Below are 19,628 nucleotides of genomic sequence, written 5' to 3'. Positions count from 1 at the left end.
CATCGATGGCGCAACAGGCGTCACAATCGATTATTGCCGAACTCGAGGATGCGGTCCGGGACGGGACGTCGGCCAAACGCGTGCAGACGCTGCGGCAGGTCACCGATCTGTTCCTGAACGACGGCGACCGCCTCAACGATGAACAGGTCAAGGTGTTCGACGACGTGCTCTGCCTGCTCGTCGCGCGCGTCGAGACGCGTGCGCGGGCCGAGCTCAGCAAGCGGCTCGCGCCGCTCGACTATGCGCCGTTTGAGGTGATTCAGCACCTCGCTTGGGACGACGACATCGGCGTCGCGGGCGAGGTCCTGACCCACTCCAGCCGCCTCTCAAACGCCGCACTGCGCGAGATCGCCAGCACCAAGGGCCAGGATCATCTGTTCGCGATCTCGGCACGGGAAAACCTGCCCGCCTCCGTCACCGACGTGATCATCGACCGCGGCGAGGACAAGGTAATCCGGCGCCTTGCCAAGAACGCCGGCGCGCATTTCTCCGACAACGGCTATTCCTCGATCGTCGCCCGCGCCGAAGGCGACGACGAGCTGGTCGAGATCCTCGGGCTGCGCATCGACATTCCGGCCAAGCTGCTGCGCGACCTGCTGCAGCGCGCCAAGGAAACCGTGCGCGCCCGCCTGCTCGCGGTCGCATCGCCGAGGGCCCGCGAGGAGATCAGCCAGGTGCTGAACGACATCGCGCAGGAAGAAGCCGCCGCCCCGCGCCGCAACTACGGCATCGCCGAGGAGCTGGTGAAGCTGATGAAGCAGCTCAACGAGCTCGACGATGTGGCGGTCTACAAATTCGCCGAGCAAGGCAAGTTCGACGAGGTCACCGTCGCGCTCGCCGTGCTCAACGACATGCCGATCGCGATGATCGAACGCCTGATGCTCGGGCTGCGCTCCGACCTGCTCCTGATCCCGTGCCGCTCGGCACGGCTCAACTGGCCGACGGTCGAGACCATCCTGCGCAAGCGGCCGCTGCCGCATCCGATCGACCACGCGACGCTCGAGATCGCGCACCGCGATTACCGGCGGCTGTCGCTGGAAACCGCGCAGCGCACCGTGCGGTTCTGGCAGCTGCACAACAGGATCGAGAAGCAGCCGGCGGCCGCCGGTTAGGCACCGCTCGCGTTTCGTGACAAAGAAAAAGGGTGGGCAACGCGCCCACCCTTTTGCCTTTGGCGTGCAGGGCAAGCGACGCGCGCTCGCCCTGCAAATTCAGCCTTAGTTCTTGCTCTTGTCGACCAGCGCGCCCTTCTTGATCCAGGGCATCATGTCGCGCAGCTTGGCGCCGACTTCCTCGATCGGATGGGCGGCGAGCTTGGCGCGGGTCGCCTTGAACGAGGTCTGGTTGACCTTGTTCTCCAGCATCCAGTCGCGGGCGAACTTGCCGCCCTGGATGTCGGCGAGCACGCGCTTCATTTCCGCCTTGGTCTCGGCGGTCACGATGCGCGGACCGGTGACGTACTCGCCGTATTCGGCAGTGTTGGAGATCGAGTAGTTCATGTTGGCGATGCCGCCTTCATAGATCAGGTCGACGATCAGCTTCACTTCGTGCAGGCACTCGAAATAGGCCATCTCGGGCGCGTAGCCGGCCTCGACCAGCGTCTCGTAGCCGCCCTTGATCAGCTCGACCAGGCCGCCGCAGAGCACCACCTGCTCACCGAACAGGTCGGTCTCGCACTCTTCCTTGAAGGTGGTCTCGATGATGCCGGCGCGGCCGCCGCCGATCGCCGAGGCGTAGCTGAGGCCGAGGTCGTGGGCGTTGCCCGACGAATCCTTGGCGATCGCGATCAGGCAGGGCACGCCGCCGCCGCGCTGATATTCCGAGCGCACGGTGTGGCCGGGGCCCTTCGGCGCGATCATCAGCACGTCGAGGTCGGCGCGCGGATCGAGCAGGTTGAAGTGCACGTTGAGGCCGTGGGCGAACACCAGCGCCGCCCCCTTCTTCATGTTGTCGTGCAGGTGCTCGCGATAGATGTCGCCCTGCAGCTCGTCCGGGGTCAGCATCATGACGAGGTCGGCCCACTTGGCGGCCTCGGCGACTTCCATCACCTTGAAGCCGGCATTCTCGGCCTTCTTGGCCGAGGCCGAACCCTTGCGCAGCGCGATCGCCACTTCCTTGACGCCCGAATCCTTCAGGTTCAGCGCGTGGGCGTGGCCTTGGCTGCCGTAGCCGACGATGGCGACCTTTTTGCCCTTGATCAGGTTCAGGTCGGCATCGCGATCGTAGTAAACTCGCATCGTGGTTTCCTCGTTTGAAGGGGGCCAAAATCGGCCGATGAATCAGGCTTTCGGAAGGTCAGAACCGCCGGACGCCCGCGAATTTCCGGCGTTGTCTAGAGCATTTTCCCCCTCAGGGGAAACCCTCATCTCGCATGGCGCGGTGCGGCATCATGCGTCCATGAAGACCGGGTAGAGCGAGGCCAGCAGCAGGATGGCCATGACGACGTTGAAGGCACGGATCGCCCGGGGCGAGGTCAGGACCGGCCGCAGCGCGGTGCCGAACAGCGCCCAGACGATGCAGGACACCGTCCCCAGGACCAGGCTCAGGCCGACCTGGATCGCGATGTTCCAGGGGAAGACGGCAATCGCCGCATAGGCCGTGATGGTGCCGATCACCATCACCCAGCCCTTGGCATTGATCCACTGGAACATGGCTGCGCCCCAGAAGGTCATCGGGCCGCGGCCCGGCCTGTCGTCCTTGTCCGCCGAGGGCGGCTCGGCCATGGCGATGACGGCGGCGAGATAGACCAGATAGGCGACGCCGCCATATTTGAGGATGGTCTGCAGGATCGGATAGGCGATGAAGACGGCCCCGAGCCCGACGCCGACCGCGCCGACCATGAAGGCGAAGCCGACCGTGATGCCGACAATGTGGGGCACCGTGCGGCGGAAGCCGTAGGTCAGCCCCGACGACAACAGCATGATGTTGTTGGGGCCCGGCGTGAAGAACATCACGACGGCAAACACGACAAAGGCGAACAGCAGCGAACTCGACATGGTGCCCTCACGCGACTTTCGGCAGAGCTTTTGGCCGCTTCGACAGCAGCATCACGGCGATGCCGGCGATCACGGTGAGCATGCCGGCGAGCCGCAGCGGCCCGAACCTCTCGCCGAACACGATGCTGGAGGCGGCAGAGCCGACGAACGGCACCAAGAGCGCGAACGGCACCACCTGTGCCGCCGGATGATCCCTGAGCAGCCGGCCCCATAGCCAATAGGCGATGCTGGTGGATACGGTGCCGACAAACAGCAGCGAGACAATCCCGGCCGGCGACAGATGCGACAGCGCCTGCCACATCGGCTTCGCGCCCAAGGTCAACAGCGACAGGCCGAACAGCGGGATCGCCGCGCACAGGCACAGCCATGCGAACAGGTCGAACATGCGCGCGCCCTGCGCCGGCCGCAGCAGCAGATTTCCGATCGCGAACGAGATCGGCGAGATCATCAGGATGGCAAAGGCGCCGACGCTGAAATCGTATCCGACGGTGCCGCAGATCATCAGCAGGCCGATCGCGGCAATGGCGATCCCGACGGTCTGCAACCGCGACGGCAACTCGCCGAACAGCAGCGCGGCAAAGCCGATGGTGAACAGCGCCTGGCTCTGCACGATCACGCTGGTCAACCCGACCGGCATGCCGTGGGCGATGGCGATGGATTGCGCAAGGAACTGGCCGAGGAACAAAGTGAGGCTGATTCCGACCAGAAGCGGCCACGAGACCTGGCTCGGCCTCGGCAGGAACAGGCACGGCAGCGCCGCGATGCCGAAGCGCAGCGCCGTCATCAATTCGGGCGGCAGCTCATCGAGCGCGATCCGGCTTGCGACGAACGCAAGCCCCCAGATCACCGCGACCATGACGGCGATGCCAACATCGGCCGGCTTCATTGTTCTTCTTCTTTGGTTCGGTTCAGCTCTGTCGATGCAAGCTCTAGATCTGTTCGTCCGGCTTCGGCTTGCGCAGCAGATAGGTGCCGTGCAGCGGCGCGTGATAGTCGGCCGCGACCATCGTGAATCCGGTCTCGGTCAGCATGCGCTCCATCACCCACCCGAACGTCGAGTACTCGTCGCGCATATGGGTCATCACACTTTCGCGCTCGAAATCGTGGTTCTTGATCGAGAAATCGGCCCAGCCCTCGACATCGCGGTCGACGCCGTCGGGCATGCTGACGAACACCATGTCGCGCAGATAGAAATTCGCGCCGGGCTTCAGCGCGTTGAAGATCCGCGACAACGCCACCGCCTTCCAGAAGTCCGGCAGATGGTGCAGCGTGAACTCGCTGACGATGAGGTCGTAGGAGTTCGGCTGGTAGGCAAAGGACAACAGCCCGGCCGGCTGGGTCCGGATCTTCGCCTTGCGGTCGCGCGCATAGATTTCGGCAAGCCCGATCATCGCCGGCGAGATGTCGATGGCGTCGACCTCGGCGCCCATCAGCGCCGCCTCGGTCGCCAGCACGCCGTTGCCGCAGCCGATGTCGGCGATCCGCCAGCCCGGCTTGACGCCGAGCATGGTCAGCGCCTGGCGGGAACGGACATCGCTGTCCTCGCTGACGTCATAGATCGAGGCAACCGCTGTATCGAGACCGACCTGCCGCCGTTGCGTGTAGTACCAGTCGCGCGCCAACATGATTCACATCCCCTCCGGCCCACGCGTGATCGCGGCCACTCCGGTTCGCGACACCTCGACCAGGCCCAGCGGGCGCATCAGGTCGATGAACTGACTGATCTTGGACGAGTTGCCCGTGATCTCGAACACGAAGCTCTCGGTCGTGGCATCGATCACCCGGGCGCGGAACGCATCCGCCAGCCGCAGCGCCTCGACGCGGTGATCGCCACCGCCCCTCACCTTGACCATCGCAAGCTCGCGCTCGATCGAGCTGCCGGTCAGCGTCATGTCGACGACGCGGTAGACCGGGATCATGCGGTCGAGCTGATGCTTGATCTGCTGGATCACCATCGGCGTGCCCGTGGTGACGATGGTGATTCGCGAGAGGTGTTTCTGGCTCTCGGTTTCCGAGACCGTGAGACTCTCGATGTTGTAGCCGCGGCCGGAGAACAGCCCGATCACGCGCGCGAGCACGCCGGGTTCGTTCTGCACGAGGACGGACAGCGTGTGCGTCTCGTTCGGATCGTGACGCTCTTCGAGGAAGTAGGCGGATGCGGGCTGGTTCATGGTCGTCCCCTTACGTTCTTTCACGCCACCGCCCGCTGAGCGGCCGGCGCAGCATCCGTCCCAATCCAGGTCCGGAACAGATCGAAATCGATATTGCCGCCGCTCAGGACCAGGCCGACCCGCTTGCCGGCGAGCTTGCTCTTTTCCTGCAGCGCGGCTGCGAGCGCCGCGGCGCCCGCGCCCTCGGCGAGATTGTGGGTGTCGGTCCAATAGGCACGGATCGCCTGGCCGACCTCGTCGTCGGTGATCTGCACGATGCGCGAGGCGCCCTTGCGGATCAGCGCGAACGCATCCGCGTCCGGAATCCGCGTCGCCATGCCGTCGGCAAGCGTGTTGCTGGTCTCGGTGGTCACGATCTGTCCGGCCGCAAACGACAGCGCGTAGGACGGCGCCTCGGTCGATTGCACGCCGACGATCTCGGTCTTCAAGCCGAGCAGGTCGCGCGCCATGATGCAGCCGCAGATGCCGGAGCCCTGCCCGATCGGCACGTAGAGAATGTCGAGGCCGGGCGCGGAGCGAAACAGTTCGAGCGCATAGGTCGCAACGCCCAGCACCAGGTCCGGGTGGAACGACGGCACCATGTGCAGGCCGGCGAACTGGGCGCGGCGCTCGGCCTCTTCTCGCGCGGCCTGAAAGTCCTCGCCGTGCTCGACGAGCTCGGCACCGAACGCGTGCATGGCGCGGTTCTTCTCGACCGAGTTGCCGCGCGGCACGTAGATTGTCGCCGGCACGCCATGGCGGCTCGCGGCAAACGCCAGACTCTGGCCGTGATTGCCGCGCGTCGCCGAGATGATGCCGGGCACATCGGGCCGCTCGCGCTTCAGCCGTTCGAGATAGACCAGGCCGCCGCGCACCTTGAAGGCGCCGATCGGGGTGTGGTTCTCATGCTTGACCACGATCTCGGTGCCGAGCCGCTCGGCGAGCAATGGCCAGGCATACGCCGGCGTCGCCGGCACTGCGGTGCCGACGATCCTGTGCGCGCGCTCGAGCTCGTTGAGATCAAACATTGAAGCCCCGCTTGCGGTCTGCTCCCTCGCCCCGCTTGCGGGGAGAGGGTTGGGGTGAGGGGGACTCTCCGCGGACGCGGTGAGAGTTGGAATCGCGGAGACTCCCCCTCACCCGGATTGCGCTCACGCGCAATCCGACCTCTCCCCGCGAGCGGGGCGAGGTGAAGAGAGAGTGTGTCTGCCGCGGATTCGACATCATCACACCAGCGCCTTACCGCCGGAGAAGGCCTTCGCGGTGGCCTCGTCGGTCGCCTCTTCCGGCAACAGCATCTCGTTGTGCGCCTTGCCCGACGGGATCATCGGGAAGCAGTTCTCGAGCGCGGCGACGCGGCAGTCGAACAGCACCGGGCGCTTGATCGAGATCATCTCCTTGATCGCGCCGTCGAGATCGGACGGCTTGGTCGCCTGCAGGCCGACGCAGCCATAGGCATCGGCGAGCTTGACGAAATCAGGCAGTGCCTCGGAGTACGAATGCGACAGCCGGTTGCCGTGCAGCAGCTGCTGCCACTGCCGCACCATGCCCATGTACTGGTTGTTCAGGATGAAGATCTTGATCGGCAGCTCGAACTGAACCGCCGTCGACATCTCCTGGATCGTCATCTGCACCGAGGCGTCGCCGGCGATGTCGATCACCAGGCTGTCCGGATGCGCCACCTGCACGCCGACCGCGGCCGGCAGGCCGTAGCCCATGGTACCGAGGCCGCCCGAGGTCATCCAGCGGTGCGGCTCCTCGAAGCCGAAGAACTGCGCCGCCCACATCTGGTGCTGACCGACTTCGGTCGTGATGTAGGTATCCTTGCCGCGGGTCAGCTCGAACAGGCGCTGGATCGCGTATTGCGGCAGGATGATATCGTTGTTCTTGCGGTAGGACAGCGAGTTGCGCGCGCGCCATTGCGCGATCTGCTGCCACCACGCCTTGATGTCCGGCTTCTTGGCTTCCGCCTTGAAGACCTGCAGCAAATCGCCGAGCACGTTGCCGGCGTCGCCGATGATCGGCACGTCGACGCGGATGTTCTTGTTGATCGAGGACGGGTCGATGTCGATGTGGATCTTCTTCGAGCCCGGCGAGAAGGCATCGACGCGGCCGGTGATGCGGTCGTCGAAGCGCGCGCCGACGCACAGCATGACGTCGCAATCATGCATGGTCATGTTGGCCTCGTAGGTGCCGTGCATGCCGAGCATGCCGAGCCAGTTCGGCCCCGAGGCCGGATAGGCGCCGAGCCCCATCAGGGTCGATGTGATCGGGAAACCGGTCGCCTCCACCAGCTGACGCAGCAGCTTCGAGGCCTCCGGACCCGAATTGATCACGCCGCCGCCGGAATAGATCACGGGACGTTTGGCATTGGCGAGCATTGCCACCGCCTTGCGGATCTGGGTCGCATCGCCCTTCACGCGCGGCGTGTAGGAGATGTGCACATCCGACTTGCGCGGCGGATGATAGGTGCCGGTCGCGAACTGCACGTCCTTCGGCACGTCGACCAGCACCGGACCGGGCCGGCCGGTGGTGGCGACATAGAAGGCCTCATGCAGCACCCTGGCGAGGTCGTTGACGTCGCGCACCAGCCAGTTGTGCTTGGTGGCGGGCCGCGTGATGCCGACGGTGTCGCATTCCTGGAAGGCGTCATTGCCGATCAGATGGGTCGGCACCTGGCCGGTGATGCAGACCAGCGGAATCGAATCCATCAGCGCGTCGGTCAGCGGCGTCACCATGTTGGTGGCGCCGGGGCCGGACGTCACCAGCACCACGCCGGGCTTGCCGGTCGAGCGGGCATAGCCCTCGGCGGCATGGCCGGCGCCCTGCTCGTGGCGGACCAGGATGTGCTCGACCTCGCTCTGCTGGAAAATCTCGTCGTAGATCGGAAGCACCGCACCGCCGGGATAGCCGAAGACATGCTGCACGCCGTGATCGATGAGCGCGCGCACGATCATCGCGGCGCCGGTCATCTGATTGGGATCGTGGCTCTTGTCGGTCATGGTTCGCTCCGGATGCGCTTGGTTTTGCGCGGCTTTTGTCAGTTCTCGTCAGTTCGGTTTCGGGCAATAAAAAGGGGCCCCAGAGGCCCCATGCACACCGCCCGAATTTGGATGGCCGCTAGCCATCCCCGGCGGTGTGCCTGGGTACGACGGCGATAAGGAGTTTGGTAATAATGTTGCGCACGAGACGACCCAGTCTTCCCAAAGGTTGCGCGAACATAGCGGCCAAAGCCCGAATGTCAAGGCAAGGCAAGCATTTTCGCGATTTTTGAAGTGTAACGGGGTTCCAGCCGTTCGGCGAGTGTTTTTGCGCGGCGCAACGCGCATGGCAGACGGGCGTGCGCTGCCAGCGGCTCGGCGCAGTCCGTAGCCCGGATGCAGCGAAGCGAAATCCGGGACCAGCGTCTCCCGGGATGAAGTCCCCCGCATCTATCTTTTCCTTCCCCCTGAAAGGGGGAAGGTCAGGATGGGGGTCAACCGCAGGTGACGCTGCTCGTGGAGAGAGTTGATCCCCACCCGCTTTGCTCTAGCGAGCAAAGCGACCTCCCCTTTTCAAGGGGAGGTTAGGGCGCGCAGCCCGGATTTCGCTCCGCGCCATCATCCCGGCTACGAGATCCGGCTCTCCAGCCACTCCTTCGCGGCCTCCGGCACCACCCATTCGAATTCCGGCAGCTGGTGGCGAAACCAGGTGAACTGGCGCTTGGCGTAGTGGCGGGTGTCGGCGCGGCCAGTCTCGGCGGCTTGCTCCCGGCTGATCTCCCCCTTGAGGTGCCGGATCAGCGCCGGGACGCCATGGGCCTTCATGGCCGGCAGCAGCGGGTCGAGCCCGCGCTCCGCCAGCGCCGCGACCTCGTCGAGCGCGCCGGCATCGAGCATCGCACCGAACCGCGCGTCGATCCGCGCATAGAGCTGCTCGCGCTCCGGCGCGAGAAACAGCGCATGGAATTGGCCCGGCGGCAGCAGCGGCGGCAGGCCATCGCGATGCCAGTCCGGCAGCGGGCGGCCGGTGGCCTCGACGACCTCGAGCGCCCGCGCGATGCGGGTGCGGTCGCGCGGTTTCAGCCGTTCGGCCGACACCGGATCGCGCAGCGCAAGCTCGGCATGCAGCGCCTCGACGCCGCGCTGCTCCAGCCTTGCGCGCACCTCCTCGCGCACATCGGGAGGGATCGGCGGCACCGCCGACAGGCCGCGCGTCAGCGCCTTGAAGTAGAGCCCCGAACCGCCGATGAAGATCGGCAGCCGTCCCTGCGCACGCGCCTCGCCGAGCACCTTTGCCGCGTCAGTCACCCAGGCGCCCGCGGAGAAATTCACGCCGGCATCGACATGGCCGTAGAGCCGGTGCGGAACCTGCGCCTCCTCGGCAGCGGTCGGCCGCGCGGTGATGATCCGGAGGTCGCCATAGACCTGCATGGAGTCGGTGTTGATCACGACCCCGCCGGTCCGCTGCGCGAGCGCGAGCGCCAGGGCCGACTTGCCGCTGGCTGTCGGCCCTGCGATAAGCACTGCCCTGTCCAACAATCCTGAATGCGCCTGCATGTCCCTCGTTGCCACGCTGATCTGCAATCCCGCAAGCCCCGCGCTCGACTCCACCATCGTCGACGGAGCACGGGCCGTGCTGCCCTCACCCGGACCGGCGCAGTGGCTGTTCAACGAAGTCGCCGTCGACATTCCCTTTGAGAGCCAAGATTCCAGCGGAGATGCCGGCAAGGACGAGATCAAGGCCGTCGAGGAGCGCCTGCGCCAGGCCAGCGGCGACCTGCCAATCGACATTGTCGTGCAGCCTCGGATCGGCCGGCGCAAGAAGCTTTTTCTGGCCGACATGGATTCGACCATGATCGGCCAGGAGTGCATCGACGAACTCGCCGACTTCGCCGGGCTGAAGGCGCATGTCGCCGCGATCACTGAGCGCGCGATGCGCGGCGAGATCGAGTTTGAGAAGGCCTTGCGCGAGCGGGTGGCGCTGCTCAAGGGCCTGCCGGTCGGCGTCGTCGACGAGGTGCTGGACAAGCGCATCACGCTGACGCCGGGCGGCCGCGAGCTGGTCAAGACCATGCGCGCGCACGGCGCCTATACTTGCCTGATCTCGGGCGGCTTCACTTTGTTCACCAAGGTGGTCGCGGAGAAGGTCGGCTTCCAGGAGAACCGCGCCAACCAGCTGCAGGTCGCTGACGGCAAGCTGACCGGCGAAGTGGTCGAGCCGATCCTCGGCCGCGCCACCAAGCTCGCCACCCTGATCGAGCTCACCGAATCCTTCGACCTCGACGACATCGACACGCTGGTGGTCGGCGACGGCGCCAACGACCTCGGCATGATCCAGGCCGCCGGCCTCGGCGTCGCCTATCACGCCAAGCCGGCGGTCGCGGCAGCGGCGGCAGCGCGGATCGACCACGGCGATCTCACCGCGCTGCTGTATGCGCAGGGTTTTCGGCGGGACGAGTTCGTGGGGGGATAGTCTATGGTGTCGTCCCCGCGAAAGCGGGAACCCATAACCCCCGACGCCACTTGTTCAGAAAAGCCGTTGCCCACTTCCTCAACAACGACGGCCGCGGCGTACTGGATCCCCCGCTTTCGCGGGGGATGACAGTGGGGTGAGGCGCAAGCGCCTCTACTGCACGCCGAGCGCGACGAAGCGCAGTTCGCCGTCACCGTTGGAGACCAGCAGCAGCACCGACTTCTTGCCGTCCTTCTTCAGCTGGTCGACGCGCTTCTTGATGTCGGCGGCGCTGGACACCGCCTCCTGCGCCACCTCGACGATGACGTCGCCGGCCGACAGCCGCTTCTCGGCGGCGTCGGAAGCATTGTCGACGCCGGTGACGACAACGCCCTTCACGCTGTCCTTGATCTTGTACTTGGTGCGCAGGTCCTTGCTCAGCACCGCGAGATCGAGACCGAGCGCCTTCTGGGTCACCGGCTTCTCGGCGGTGTCGTCCTTCGGCTTGGCGTTGGCCTGCTGGACCTTGTCGTTGTCCTCGAGCCGGCCGAGCGTGACCTTGCGGGTCTCCTCATTGCCCTTGCGGATGATGACGACGTCGACTTCCTTGCCGACCGCGGTGTCGGCGACGATGCGCGACAGATCCTTCGGGTCCTTGACGTCCTTGCCGTCGAACTTGACGACCACGTCGCCCGGCTCGATGCCGGCCGGCTTGGCCGGGCCCTTGTCGTCGACGCCGGCAACCAGCGCGCCGCGCGCCGGCTTGATATTGAGGCTGTCGGCGATCTCGTCGGTGACCTGCTGGATGCGCACGCCGAGCCAGCCACGACGCAGCTCGCCGAACTTCTGCAACTGGTCGACGACGCCCGCCACCGTCTTCGACGGCACGGCGAAACCGAGGCCGATCGAGCCGCCGGTCGGGGAGATGATCAGCGTGTTGACGCCGATCACCTCGCCGTCGAGGTTGAACAGCGGACCGCCCGAATTGCCGCGGTTGATGGCGGCGTCGGTCTGGATGTAGCTGTCATACGGGCCCTGGCTGATGTCGCGGTTCTTGGCCGAGACGATGCCCGCGGTCACCGTGCCGCCGAGGCTGAACGGGTTGCCGATCGCGACCACCCAGTCGCCGAGGCGGATCTTGTCGCTGTCGCCGAACTTGACGGCGGTGAGCGGCTTCGGCGGCTTGAACTTCAACACCGCAAGATCGGTCTTCTTGTCGACGCCGACCAGCTCGGCCTTGATCTTGGTGCCGTCGTTCAGGATCACGTTGATCTCGTCGGCGTCGGCGATGACGTGGTTGTTGGTGACGACGATGCCCGCGGTGTCGACGATGAAACCCGAGCCGAGCGAGTTGGTCTTGCGCGGCTGGAACTCACCGCTCTTGTCGCCGCCCTTGCCGGGCGGCCCGCGGCGGTTCTTGAAGAAGTCGTCGAAGAATTCCTCGAACGGCGAGCCCGGCGGCAACTGCGGCATCGTCCGGTCCTTGGCCTCGATCGTTTGCGACGTCGAGATGTTGACGACGGCGTCGATCACCTTCTCGGCGATGTCGGCGATGCCCTCGGGACCGCGTGCGAACGCCGGCACGGAGCTCAGCATGCTCGCAGCACCGATCGAGATCGCAGCTCCCATCATGCGGAGGCGACGGCTCAGGGCTGGTCTGGCAGCGATCATGTCGGAGTTTCTCCAGGCAAACGGGTTCAAACTAGCTGGTTGCAGAGTGCGCCCGAAGGGGCATTTGGCGCAAGCATCTCAGCCGGGCATTTCGGCGAAAAACCGGCTGCGAGAGGCTCACGATTATGTTCATTCCGGCGCGATCTGCGGGACGGAACAGGCAATGCTCAGCGCCGCACTGCCCAGATCAGGACAAGTCCCGCGACCGCCGAGCCGATGCCGACGATGCGCAGGATGTTGTCGGGGGTGGCGAGCGCGCTCTTCATCGCCCGGCGCATCCAGGCGGGGCTTGCCGCGAACAGGATGCCTTCGAGCACGAACAGGATTCCCAACCCGATGAGGAAGTCGCCGAACGCTATTGACCTCATCGGATGGCAACCTCCCGCTCGATGATTGTTGTTTGTTTGGTGGCGGCGACGCGTGGTCCGCATCGCCGCCGGATCGTGATGTTCAAGTCTTGATGTTCAGGTCTCGACGCTACTGTTTCGGCGCGGCGGCCGCCTCAAGCGGCTTGCCGCTGGCGCTGCCGAAGTATCTGAAGAATTCCGAGTCCGGCCGCAACAGGAAACGCGTATCGTTGGGCTTGAGGCCGTTCTCATAGGCCGTCATCGAGCGATAGAACGCGAAGAAGTCCTTGTCCTTGCCGTAGGCTTCGGCGAACAGACGGTTGCGTTCGGCATCGCCCGCACCGCGGGTCTGATCCGCGGCCGAGTTCGCCTCGGCGACGATCACGGTCGCTTCGCGGTCGGCCTTGGAGCGGATCTCCTGCGCCTTCTGGTCGCCCTGGGCACGGAACTCGGCCGCCTCGCGCTGACGCTCGGTCTTCATCCGGTCGTACACCGCCTGGCTGTTCTGCTCCGGCAGGTCGGCGCGGCGGATCCGGACGTCGACGACCTCGATGCCGTAGCCGTCGGCCTCCTTGTCGAGCTGCTCGCGGATCCGCGCCATCAGCTTCTCGCGCTCGTCACGCACCACCGTGATGAAGTTGACCTCGCCGAGCACGCGGCGCAGCGACGCGTTCAGCAACGTGGTCAGCTGCAGATTGGCGGCCTGGATCGAGCCGACGCTGGTGTAGTAGCGCAGCGCATTCTTGATGCGATAGCGCGCGAAGGCGTCGACCACGAGCCGCTTCTGGTCGGAGGCGATCACTTCCTGCGACGGATTCTCCAGATCGAGGATGCGCTTGTCGACATTGATCACCGAATTCCACGGCGCCTTGAAGTGCAGGCCGGGCTCGGTGACGATGTCGACCGGCTCGCCGAACCGCAGCACGATGGTCTGCTCGGTCTGCTGCACGGTGAACACCGAGCTGTAGCCGACGGCGAGAACGATGAAGAGTAGGACCAGGGACACGATGCCGGTGACAGGGGACCTCATCGGGTGGCTCCCTGCTGCTGGCCGGTCGTGGCCGGCGCCGACGGCGGACGCCGCGTGGTCAGTTCGCCGAGCGGAAGATAGGGCACGATGTTCTGGCCCTGGCCGCCGTCATAAACCAGCTTCTCGGAGCTGCCGAGCACTTTTTCCATGGTCTCCAGATAGATGCGCTCGCGCGTCACGTCGGGTGCCTTCTTGTACTCTTCATAGACTTTCAGGAAGCGTGCGCTCTGGCCCTTGGCCTCGGCGACCGCCTGCTCCTTGTAGCCTTCGGCGGCCTGCAGGATCTGCGCGGAACGACCACGCGCTTCCGGCACGATCCGGTTGGCGTAGGTCTGTGCCTCGTTCTGCTTGCGCTCGAGGTCGGCGCGCGCCGCCTGGACGTCGCGGAAAGCGTCGATCACCTGCGCCGGCGGATCGACCTTCTGCATCTGCACCTGGGTGATCTGGATGCCCGCATTGTAGCTGTCGAGCGTCTTCTGCATCAGCTCCTGGACGTTCTGCTCGGTGACGTTGCGCGCCCCGGTCAGGATCGGCTGGATCTGCGAGCGGCCGATCACCTCACGCATCGCGCTTTCGGCAACCGCCTTCACGGTGCCTTCCGGATTCTGGATGTTGAACAGATAGGCGCCGGCCCCACCCGGCTTGATGCGCCACAGCACGGTGAAGTCGACGTCGACGATGTTCTCGTCACCGGTCAGCATCAGGCTCTCTTCCGGCACGTCGCGCATGGTGCGGCCGCGCCGTGCGGGATCGTCGATCAGCGTCATGCCGATCGAGATCGTGTTGACGCGCAGCGCCTTCGGCAGCAGCACCGTCTCGATCGGATACGGCAGGTGATAGCGCAGGCCCGGCTGGGCATCGCGGACGTATTTGCCGAACCGCAGCACGACACCGAGCTCTTCGGATTGGACGCGGAAAAGCCCGGTCGCGAACCAGATCGCGAGCGCCGCGACCAGCACCAGCGCTATGCCCATGCCGCTGAAATGACCGCCGGGCAGCCACTGCTGCAGCCGGTCCTGGCCGCGCCGCAGCAGATCCTCAAGATCCGGCGGCCTTGGCCCGGCCGACTGCGGACCTGTGCCCCATGGCCCTTTCGGACCCGAGCCCCACGGCCCCCCGCCTTGATTTTTCCACGGCATCAAACATCTCCTCGGCAAGTCCGGACGGGACGCCCGGCCTCGAATGTCCGGCCCGGTTATAGGGGACCGCTCAGGCCCTTACAACGCAAGCTTCCTGGCCGGACGAGCTATGCGCCGGGGCATAATTGTCAATGCAAACATTGGTTAACCCCGGGCGCGCCGACGATATGTCACATAGGAGAAGTCGGCGCTGTCGCCCTCGCCTGCCGGATTTCGCACACGCGCGACCTCTTCCCACTGCTCCGTATCGATTTGGTCGAACCGCGTATCGCCGTCCGGCCGGGCGTGAACCTCGGTGATCTCGAGCCGATCGGCTATGCCCATCCATTGCGCGTAGATTTCCGCGCCACCGATGATTGCAATTTCAGTGGCGAAACGCCGCAGCGCGTCACCAAGCGCAATTGCGCGGGCGTTCTCGAACGACGTGGTGACGATGGCGCCGCGCGCGCGGTAGTTCGCATCGCGCGTCACCACGATGTTGGTCCGATTTGGCAGCGGCCTGCGCAGAGACTCGAAAGTCTTGCGCCCCATCACGACGGGCTTGTTCAGCGTGATCGCCTTGAAGCGCTGCTGGTCGGATTTCAGCCGCCACGGGATCGCGTTATCGCTCCCGATCACGCCGTTCTCGGCGACCGCAACGACCAGCACGATCTCCATCAGCGCGCTCCTTCCGCCAGCGCCAGCGCCGACAAGGCCTCGCCGGAGACGCGGCAAATCGTCCATTCGTCCATCAGCTCGGCGCCGATGGACTTGTAGAACGCGATCGACGGCGCGTTCCAGTCGAGCACCGCCCATTGCAGGCGCGCCCAGCCATTGGCGCGGCATTGCTTGGCCAGATGCACCAGCAGCGCCTTGCCGATGCCCTTGCCGCGCAGCGCCGGACGCACGAAGAGGTCTTCGAGATAGATGCCGTGTCGGCCGGCGAAGGTCGAGAAGTTGACGAACCAGACCGCGAAACCGGCCGGCTCGCCGTTCCATTCCGCGATGTCGCAATAGAGCCGCGGGTTGGTGCCGAACAGCGCCTCGGCGATATCGGCCTCGCTGGCATGAACCTCGTGCAGGAGCTTCTCATAGTCGGCGAGCTCGCGGACCAGCGAGAACACCAGTCCGGCCTCATCGGGCCGTGCGCGGCGGATGGTCAGCGACATCAGACCGCGACTTCAGCCTTGATGTGCGGATGCGGATCGTAACCCTCGAGTTTGAAGTCCTCGTAGCGGAAGGCGAAGATGTCCTTCACGTCGGGATTGATCGCCATCGTCGGCAGCGGCCGCGTCGGCCGCGTCAATTGCAGCCTCGCCTGCTCGAGGTGGTTCGAATAGAGATGCGCGTCGCCGAGCGAGTGCACGAAATCGCCGGGCTTGAGGCCAGTGACCTGCGCCACCATCATGGTCAGCAGCGCGTAGGAGGCGATGTTGAAGGGCACGCCGAGGAAGACGTCGCCGGAGCGCTGATAGAGCTGGCAGGACAATTTGCCGTTGGCGACATAGAACTGGAACAGACAGTGGCACGGCGGCAGCGCCATCTTGTCGACCTCGGCCGGATTCCAGGCGCTGACGATCAGCCGCCGCGAGTCCGGGTTGCGCTTGATCATCTCGATCACGTTGGTGATCTGGTCGATGCTGCGGCCATCGGGCGCGGGCCAGGAGCGCCATTGCGAGCCGTAGACCGGACCGAGATCGCCGTTGGCGTCAGCCCATTCGTCCCAGATCGTGACGCCGTTGTCGTTGAGATATTTGATGTTGGTGTCGCCGGCGAGGAACCAGAGCAGCTCGTGCACGATCGCCTTCAGCGGCAGCCGCTTGGTCGTTAGCATTGGGAAGCCGGCCGAGAGGTTGAAGCGCATCTGGTGGCCGAAAATCGACAGCGTGCCGGTGCCGGTGCGGTCGTGCTTCTCAGCACCATCGGCGAGGATGCGTTCGAGCAGGTCGTGATACTGGTTCATGGCGTGTGTTTCGGGCTCTCAAAGCGTTTTCGAGCGAAGTGGATACCGGTTCGCGTAAAGAAAACGCGTCAAAACTACCGGAGGCGGCGAATTTAGCGGCCGGGGCCGCCGACCGACACGCCGATTCGGCTGGATACACCGATTATACCCCGAAAAGTGAGCACCCTTGCGCCAAACGACAAGGGGCGGAACTCGCGTTCCGCCCCTGCCCTATCCGCTTGATCGCGTTAAGTTAAGTCGCCGGCTTCAGCACCGGGGTCCACTTCGCGATCTCGCTTTTGACGAGGGTCGCGAGCGCCTCCGGCGTGCGGTTGGCAGGCTGAGGGATCACGCTGCCGAGCTCGAGCAGGCGTTTGCGCACGTTCTCATCGTCGAGCGCCTTGATCGCCGCGGCATTCAGCGTGGCGATGATCGCGGGCGAAGTTCCCTTCGGCGCAAAGATCGCGTTCCAGGCCTGGGCCTGGAATGCCGGCAGGCCGGCCTCCGCCGTGGTCGGGACATTGGGCAGCGACGGATTGCGCTCGGGGGTGGCGACCGCATAGGCCTTGATGGTGCCGGCGTTGATCTGCGGCACCGCGTTGACGATCTGGTCGCACATGTAGTCGACCTGGCCGGCGACCAGCGCGTTCATGGCGGGGCCGGTGCCGTTGAAGGGCACGCCGACCGGCTTGACGTCGAGGATCGAGTTCAACAGCTCGCAGGAGGCATGCGAGACCGAGCCGATGCCGGCATGCGCGGCGTTGACCTTCTCGGCATTGGCCTTCACGTAGGCGACGAACTCCTTCAGATCCTTTGGCGGGAAATCCTTGCGGGCAAGGATCAGGATCGGCGTGCCAGCGAGCAGCGCGATGGGTTCGAAATCCTTTTCCGGGTGATAGGCGAGCTTCGGGTAGAGCGGCACGGACGCCGCGTGCGTGCCCATATGTCCGGTGACGAGCGTGTAGCCGTCATTGGCGGCGCGTGCGGCGCGCGTCGTCGCCGTGGTGCCGCCGGCGCCGACCACGTTCTCGATGACGATGCTCTGTCCGAGCGTCTGCGCCATGTGCGCGGTGACGATGCGCGAGATGACGTCGGTCGGACCGCCGGCTGCGAACGGCACGATCATGGTGATGGTGCGCGTCGGATAGTTTTGCGCGGACGCCGGCACGGCGAACGCACTCAGCGCGGCAAATGCCGAAAGGCATGCGCCCGCAAGCGAGCGAATGGACATCATCTCGATTCCTCCCGGAACGTTTGACCAATGAAAATGCCGGCCAAATCGGCCGGCATTTTCATTTCATGAGACGACATCGAGTGTCGATTCGACTTCCGCCTGCGGCGCGCCGACGCAGGCGCCAGCGCTCCCTGCTTGAGCATGATCTATCCGGAAAACCGCTTCACACTTTTCCGGATCATGCTCTAGCCCTCGGACTCCACGAACACTTCGTCGCGCTTGGCACGCAAGGTCGGCAGCACCGCGAGCACCAGGAGAGCCGCGGCGATCGCCAGCAGCACCGCCGACAGCGGCCGCGACAGGAACACGCTCCAGTCGCCGCGCGAGATCAAGAGTGCCCGGCGCAGGTTCTCCTCCATCAGCGGGCCCAGCACCATGCCGAGCAACAGCGGCGCCGGCTCGAAATCGTGCTTGATCAGCCAGTAGCCGACCAGACCGAACGCGCCTGCGAGCACGACGTCGACCGGCGCGTTGTTCACCGAGTAGATGCCGATCGCACAGAACACCACGATCGAGGGGAACATCAGCCGGTACGGCACGCGCAGCAGACGGACCCAGATGCCGACCAGCGGCAGGTTGATGATGATCAGCATCAAATTGCCGATCCACATCGAGGCGATCATGCCCCAGACAAGGTCGGGCTGCTTCTGCATCACCTGCGGACCCGGCACGATGCCATGAATGGTCATCGCGCCGACCATCAACGCCATCACCGCATTCGGCGGGATGCCGAGCGTGAGCAGCGGGATGAACGAGGTCTGCGCCGCGGCGTTGTTGGCGCTCTCCGGCGCCGCCACGCCTTCGATCGCGCCGCGGCCGAACCGCGACGGATTTTTCGCCAGCTTCTTCTCCAGCGTATAGGCCGCGAACGAGGCGATCACGGCGCCGCCGCCCGGCAGGATGCCGAGGATCGAGCCGAGCACGGTGCCGCGCAGGATCGCGGGCGTGGAGTCCACGAGATCCTTCCTGGTCGGCATCAGACCGGTGATCTTCTGCTGCACCAGGTTGCGGTCCATCTCCGCGCCATGGTCGAGGTTGCGAATGATCTCCGCGAAGCCGAACACGCCCATCGCGACGGTGGCGAAGCCGAGGCCGTCGGCGAGCTCCGGGATGTTGAAGGCCATGCGCGAGGCGCCGGTCTCGATGTCGGAGCCGACCATCGACAGCAAGAGGCCGAACACGATCATCGCGATCGCCTTCAGCACCGAGCCCTTGGCGAGCACCACCGCGAAGATCAGGCCGAGCACCATCAGCGAGAAATATTCGGCCGGGCCGAACGCCAGCGCGAGCTTGGTCAGCGGCGCGCCGAGCACGGCGATCAGCACGGTCGCGACGCAGCCGGCGAAGAACGAGCCGATCGCGGCGATCGCGAGCGCCGGACCGGCGCGGCCCTGCTTGGCCATCTGGTGGCCGTCGAGCGCGGTGACCACGGAGGTCGCCTCGCCCGGAATGTTGACCAGGATCGAGGTGGTCGAGCCGCCATATTGCGCACCGTAATAGATGCCGGCGAGCATGATCAGCGCGCCGACCGGCGGCAGACCGAAGGTGATCGGCAGCAGCATCGCGACGGTGGCGATGGTGCCGATGCCCGGCAGCACGCCGACCAGCGTGCCGACCAGCGCACCGATCAGGCACATCAGAAGGTTGATCGGCGAGAAGGCGACCACGAAACCGTGGGCGAGATTGGCAAACAGTTCCATCACGCCC

Annotated in this window: 19 protein-coding genes; 2 read left to right on the top strand and 17 right to left on the bottom strand. The window is 65.3% G+C overall.

What is annotated here, in order from left to right:
- The first annotated feature begins 5 nt into the window (after positions 1–5).
- Complete coding sequence (locus tag XH92_RS13865; RefSeq protein WP_194459703.1) at positions 6–1,112, top strand: DUF2336 domain-containing protein; 1,107 nt, start codon at positions 6–8, stop codon at positions 1,110–1,112.
- A gap of 105 nt (positions 1,113–1,217) precedes the next feature.
- On the opposite strand, the gene ilvC is transcribed toward XH92_RS13865, so the two are convergent.
- The 8 genes from ilvC to miaA all read right to left on the bottom strand — a co-directional run bounded on the left by ilvC (position 1,218) and on the right by miaA (position 9,684).
- On the bottom strand, positions 1,218–2,237 hold the full coding sequence (gene ilvC, locus XH92_RS13860; protein WP_018272993.1) for a ketol-acid reductoisomerase: 1,020 nt from the start codon (positions 2,235–2,237) through the stop codon (positions 1,218–1,220).
- A 150-nt stretch (positions 2,238–2,387) separates the two neighbouring features.
- The gene (locus tag XH92_RS13855; protein WP_194459702.1) at positions 2,388–2,996 is read right to left on the bottom strand and encodes a LysE family translocator; all 609 of its coding nucleotides are present in this window, start codon (positions 2,994–2,996) and stop codon (positions 2,388–2,390) included.
- 7 nt (positions 2,997–3,003) lie between these two features.
- On the bottom strand, positions 3,004–3,882 hold the full coding sequence (locus tag XH92_RS13850) for an EamA family transporter (RefSeq protein ID WP_194459701.1): 879 nt from the start codon (positions 3,880–3,882) through the stop codon (positions 3,004–3,006).
- Between the two features lie 43 nt (positions 3,883–3,925).
- On the bottom strand, positions 3,926–4,621 hold the full coding sequence (locus tag XH92_RS13845) for a class I SAM-dependent methyltransferase (protein WP_194459700.1): 696 nt from the start codon (positions 4,619–4,621) through the stop codon (positions 3,926–3,928).
- A gap of 3 nt (positions 4,622–4,624) precedes the next feature.
- The gene (gene ilvN, locus XH92_RS13840; protein WP_016841057.1) at positions 4,625–5,167 is read right to left on the bottom strand and encodes an acetolactate synthase small subunit; all 543 of its coding nucleotides are present in this window, start codon (positions 5,165–5,167) and stop codon (positions 4,625–4,627) included.
- 20 nt (positions 5,168–5,187) lie between these two features.
- On the bottom strand, positions 5,188–6,174 hold the full coding sequence (locus tag XH92_RS13835; protein WP_194459699.1) for a threonine dehydratase: 987 nt from the start codon (positions 6,172–6,174) through the stop codon (positions 5,188–5,190).
- A 198-nt stretch (positions 6,175–6,372) separates the two neighbouring features.
- Positions 6,373–8,148, bottom strand: a complete 1,776-nt coding sequence (locus XH92_RS13830; protein ID WP_074128055.1) for an acetolactate synthase 3 large subunit — start codon at positions 8,146–8,148, stop codon at positions 6,373–6,375.
- 606 nt (positions 8,149–8,754) lie between these two features.
- Positions 8,755–9,684, bottom strand: coding sequence for a tRNA (adenosine(37)-N6)-dimethylallyltransferase MiaA (gene miaA / locus XH92_RS13825; protein WP_194459698.1), 930 nt, complete (start codon positions 9,682–9,684; stop codon positions 8,755–8,757).
- On the opposite strand from miaA, the gene serB reads away from it, so the two are divergent.
- Positions 9,683–10,600, top strand: coding sequence for a phosphoserine phosphatase SerB (gene serB / locus XH92_RS13820; protein WP_194459697.1), 918 nt, complete (start codon positions 9,683–9,685; stop codon positions 10,598–10,600). The two genes, miaA and serB, sit on opposite strands and share 2 nt — an antisense overlap.
- 153 nt (positions 10,601–10,753) lie before the next feature.
- Here the strand turns inward: serB and XH92_RS13815 are convergent, their stop codons facing one another.
- From XH92_RS13815 to XH92_RS13775, 9 genes are all read right to left on the bottom strand, one after another.
- Entirely contained in the window at positions 10,754–12,250 is a 1,497-nt protein-coding gene (locus XH92_RS13815) for a Do family serine endopeptidase (protein WP_194459696.1), read from the bottom strand.
- A gap of 167 nt (positions 12,251–12,417) precedes the next feature.
- Positions 12,418–12,618: a DUF2065 domain-containing protein gene (locus tag XH92_RS13810; protein ID WP_050421088.1), complete on the bottom strand. Its 201-nt coding sequence runs from the start codon at positions 12,616–12,618 to the stop codon at positions 12,418–12,420.
- A 109-nt stretch (positions 12,619–12,727) separates the two neighbouring features.
- Positions 12,728–13,627, bottom strand: a complete 900-nt coding sequence (gene hflC / locus XH92_RS13805) for a protease modulator HflC (RefSeq protein WP_194459695.1) — start codon at positions 13,625–13,627, stop codon at positions 12,728–12,730.
- The gene (gene hflK, locus XH92_RS13800) at positions 13,624–14,766 is read right to left on the bottom strand and encodes an FtsH protease activity modulator HflK (RefSeq protein WP_194459694.1); all 1,143 of its coding nucleotides are present in this window, start codon (positions 14,764–14,766) and stop codon (positions 13,624–13,626) included. Before hflK ends, hflC begins: the two co-directional genes overlap by 4 nt.
- A 144-nt stretch (positions 14,767–14,910) precedes the next feature.
- Complete coding sequence (locus tag XH92_RS13795; protein WP_194459693.1) at positions 14,911–15,423, bottom strand: dihydrofolate reductase; 513 nt, start codon at positions 15,421–15,423, stop codon at positions 14,911–14,913.
- Positions 15,423–15,914 (bottom strand): GNAT family N-acetyltransferase, encoded by a 492-nt coding sequence (locus XH92_RS13790; RefSeq protein ID WP_194459692.1) that lies wholly within the window; start codon positions 15,912–15,914, stop codon positions 15,423–15,425. The genes XH92_RS13795 and XH92_RS13790 overlap by 1 nt, the downstream gene beginning before the upstream one ends.
- On the bottom strand, positions 15,914–16,708 hold the full coding sequence (locus tag XH92_RS13785; RefSeq protein WP_050401897.1) for a thymidylate synthase: 795 nt from the start codon (positions 16,706–16,708) through the stop codon (positions 15,914–15,916). Before XH92_RS13785 ends, XH92_RS13790 begins: the two co-directional genes overlap by 1 nt.
- A 232-nt stretch (positions 16,709–16,940) precedes the next feature.
- The gene (locus XH92_RS13780; RefSeq protein ID WP_194459691.1) at positions 16,941–17,921 is read right to left on the bottom strand and encodes a tripartite tricarboxylate transporter substrate binding protein BugD; all 981 of its coding nucleotides are present in this window, start codon (positions 17,919–17,921) and stop codon (positions 16,941–16,943) included.
- Positions 17,922–18,106: 185 nt separating this feature from the next.
- Positions 18,107–19,621: a tripartite tricarboxylate transporter permease gene (locus XH92_RS13775; protein WP_246788397.1), complete on the bottom strand. Its 1,515-nt coding sequence runs from the start codon at positions 19,619–19,621 to the stop codon at positions 18,107–18,109.
- Positions 19,622–19,628 lie beyond the last annotated feature (7 nt).

Source organism: Bradyrhizobium sp. CCBAU 53421 (genome assembly GCF_015291625.1).
Taxonomy (GTDB): domain Bacteria; phylum Pseudomonadota; class Alphaproteobacteria; order Rhizobiales; family Xanthobacteraceae; genus Bradyrhizobium.
This window is presented reverse-complemented; position numbering and strand designations above follow the sequence as displayed.

What these genes read in the sequence shown, in the direction of transcription:
- XH92_RS13865 (WP_194459703.1), top strand. Translation starts at nt 6, where the DNA reads ATGGCGCAACAGGCGTCACAATCGATTATTGCCGAACTCGAGGATGCG.
- ilvC (WP_018272993.1), bottom strand. Translation starts at nt 2,237, where the DNA reads ATGCGAGTTTACTACGATCGCGATGCCGACCTGAACCTGATCAAGGGC.
- XH92_RS13855 (WP_194459702.1), bottom strand. Translation starts at nt 2,996, where the DNA reads ATGTCGAGTTCGCTGCTGTTCGCCTTTGTCGTGTTTGCCGTCGTGATG.
- XH92_RS13850 (WP_194459701.1), bottom strand. Translation starts at nt 3,882, where the DNA reads ATGAAGCCGGCCGATGTTGGCATCGCCGTCATGGTCGCGGTGATCTGG.
- XH92_RS13845 (WP_194459700.1), bottom strand. Translation starts at nt 4,621, where the DNA reads ATGTTGGCGCGCGACTGGTACTACACGCAACGGCGGCAGGTCGGTCTC.
- ilvN (WP_016841057.1), bottom strand. Translation starts at nt 5,167, where the DNA reads ATGAACCAGCCCGCATCCGCCTACTTCCTCGAAGAGCGTCACGATCCG.
- XH92_RS13835 (WP_194459699.1), bottom strand. Translation starts at nt 6,174, where the DNA reads ATGTTTGATCTCAACGAGCTCGAGCGCGCGCACAGGATCGTCGGCACC.
- XH92_RS13830 (WP_074128055.1), bottom strand. Translation starts at nt 8,148, where the DNA reads ATGACCGACAAGAGCCACGATCCCAATCAGATGACCGGCGCCGCGATG.
- serB (WP_194459697.1), top strand. Translation starts at nt 9,683, where the DNA reads ATGTCCCTCGTTGCCACGCTGATCTGCAATCCCGCAAGCCCCGCGCTC.
- miaA (WP_194459698.1), bottom strand. Translation starts at nt 9,684, where the DNA reads ATGCAGGCGCATTCAGGATTGTTGGACAGGGCAGTGCTTATCGCAGGG.
- XH92_RS13815 (WP_194459696.1), bottom strand. Translation starts at nt 12,250, where the DNA reads ATGATCGCTGCCAGACCAGCCCTGAGCCGTCGCCTCCGCATGATGGGA.
- XH92_RS13810 (WP_050421088.1), bottom strand. Translation starts at nt 12,618, where the DNA reads ATGAGGTCAATAGCGTTCGGCGACTTCCTCATCGGGTTGGGAATCCTG.
- hflC (WP_194459695.1), bottom strand. Translation starts at nt 13,627, where the DNA reads ATGAGGTCCCCTGTCACCGGCATCGTGTCCCTGGTCCTACTCTTCATC.
- hflK (WP_194459694.1), bottom strand. Translation starts at nt 14,766, where the DNA reads ATGCCGTGGAAAAATCAAGGCGGGGGGCCGTGGGGCTCGGGTCCGAAA.
- XH92_RS13795 (WP_194459693.1), bottom strand. Translation starts at nt 15,423, where the DNA reads ATGGAGATCGTGCTGGTCGTTGCGGTCGCCGAGAACGGCGTGATCGGG.
- XH92_RS13790 (WP_194459692.1), bottom strand. Translation starts at nt 15,914, where the DNA reads ATGTCGCTGACCATCCGCCGCGCACGGCCCGATGAGGCCGGACTGGTG.
- XH92_RS13785 (WP_050401897.1), bottom strand. Translation starts at nt 16,708, where the DNA reads ATGAACCAGTATCACGACCTGCTCGAACGCATCCTCGCCGATGGTGCT.
- XH92_RS13780 (WP_194459691.1), bottom strand. Translation starts at nt 17,921, where the DNA reads ATGATGTCCATTCGCTCGCTTGCGGGCGCATGCCTTTCGGCATTTGCC.
- XH92_RS13775 (WP_246788397.1), bottom strand. Translation starts at nt 19,621, where the DNA reads ATGGAACTGTTTGCCAATCTCGCCCACGGTTTCGTGGTCGCCTTCTCG.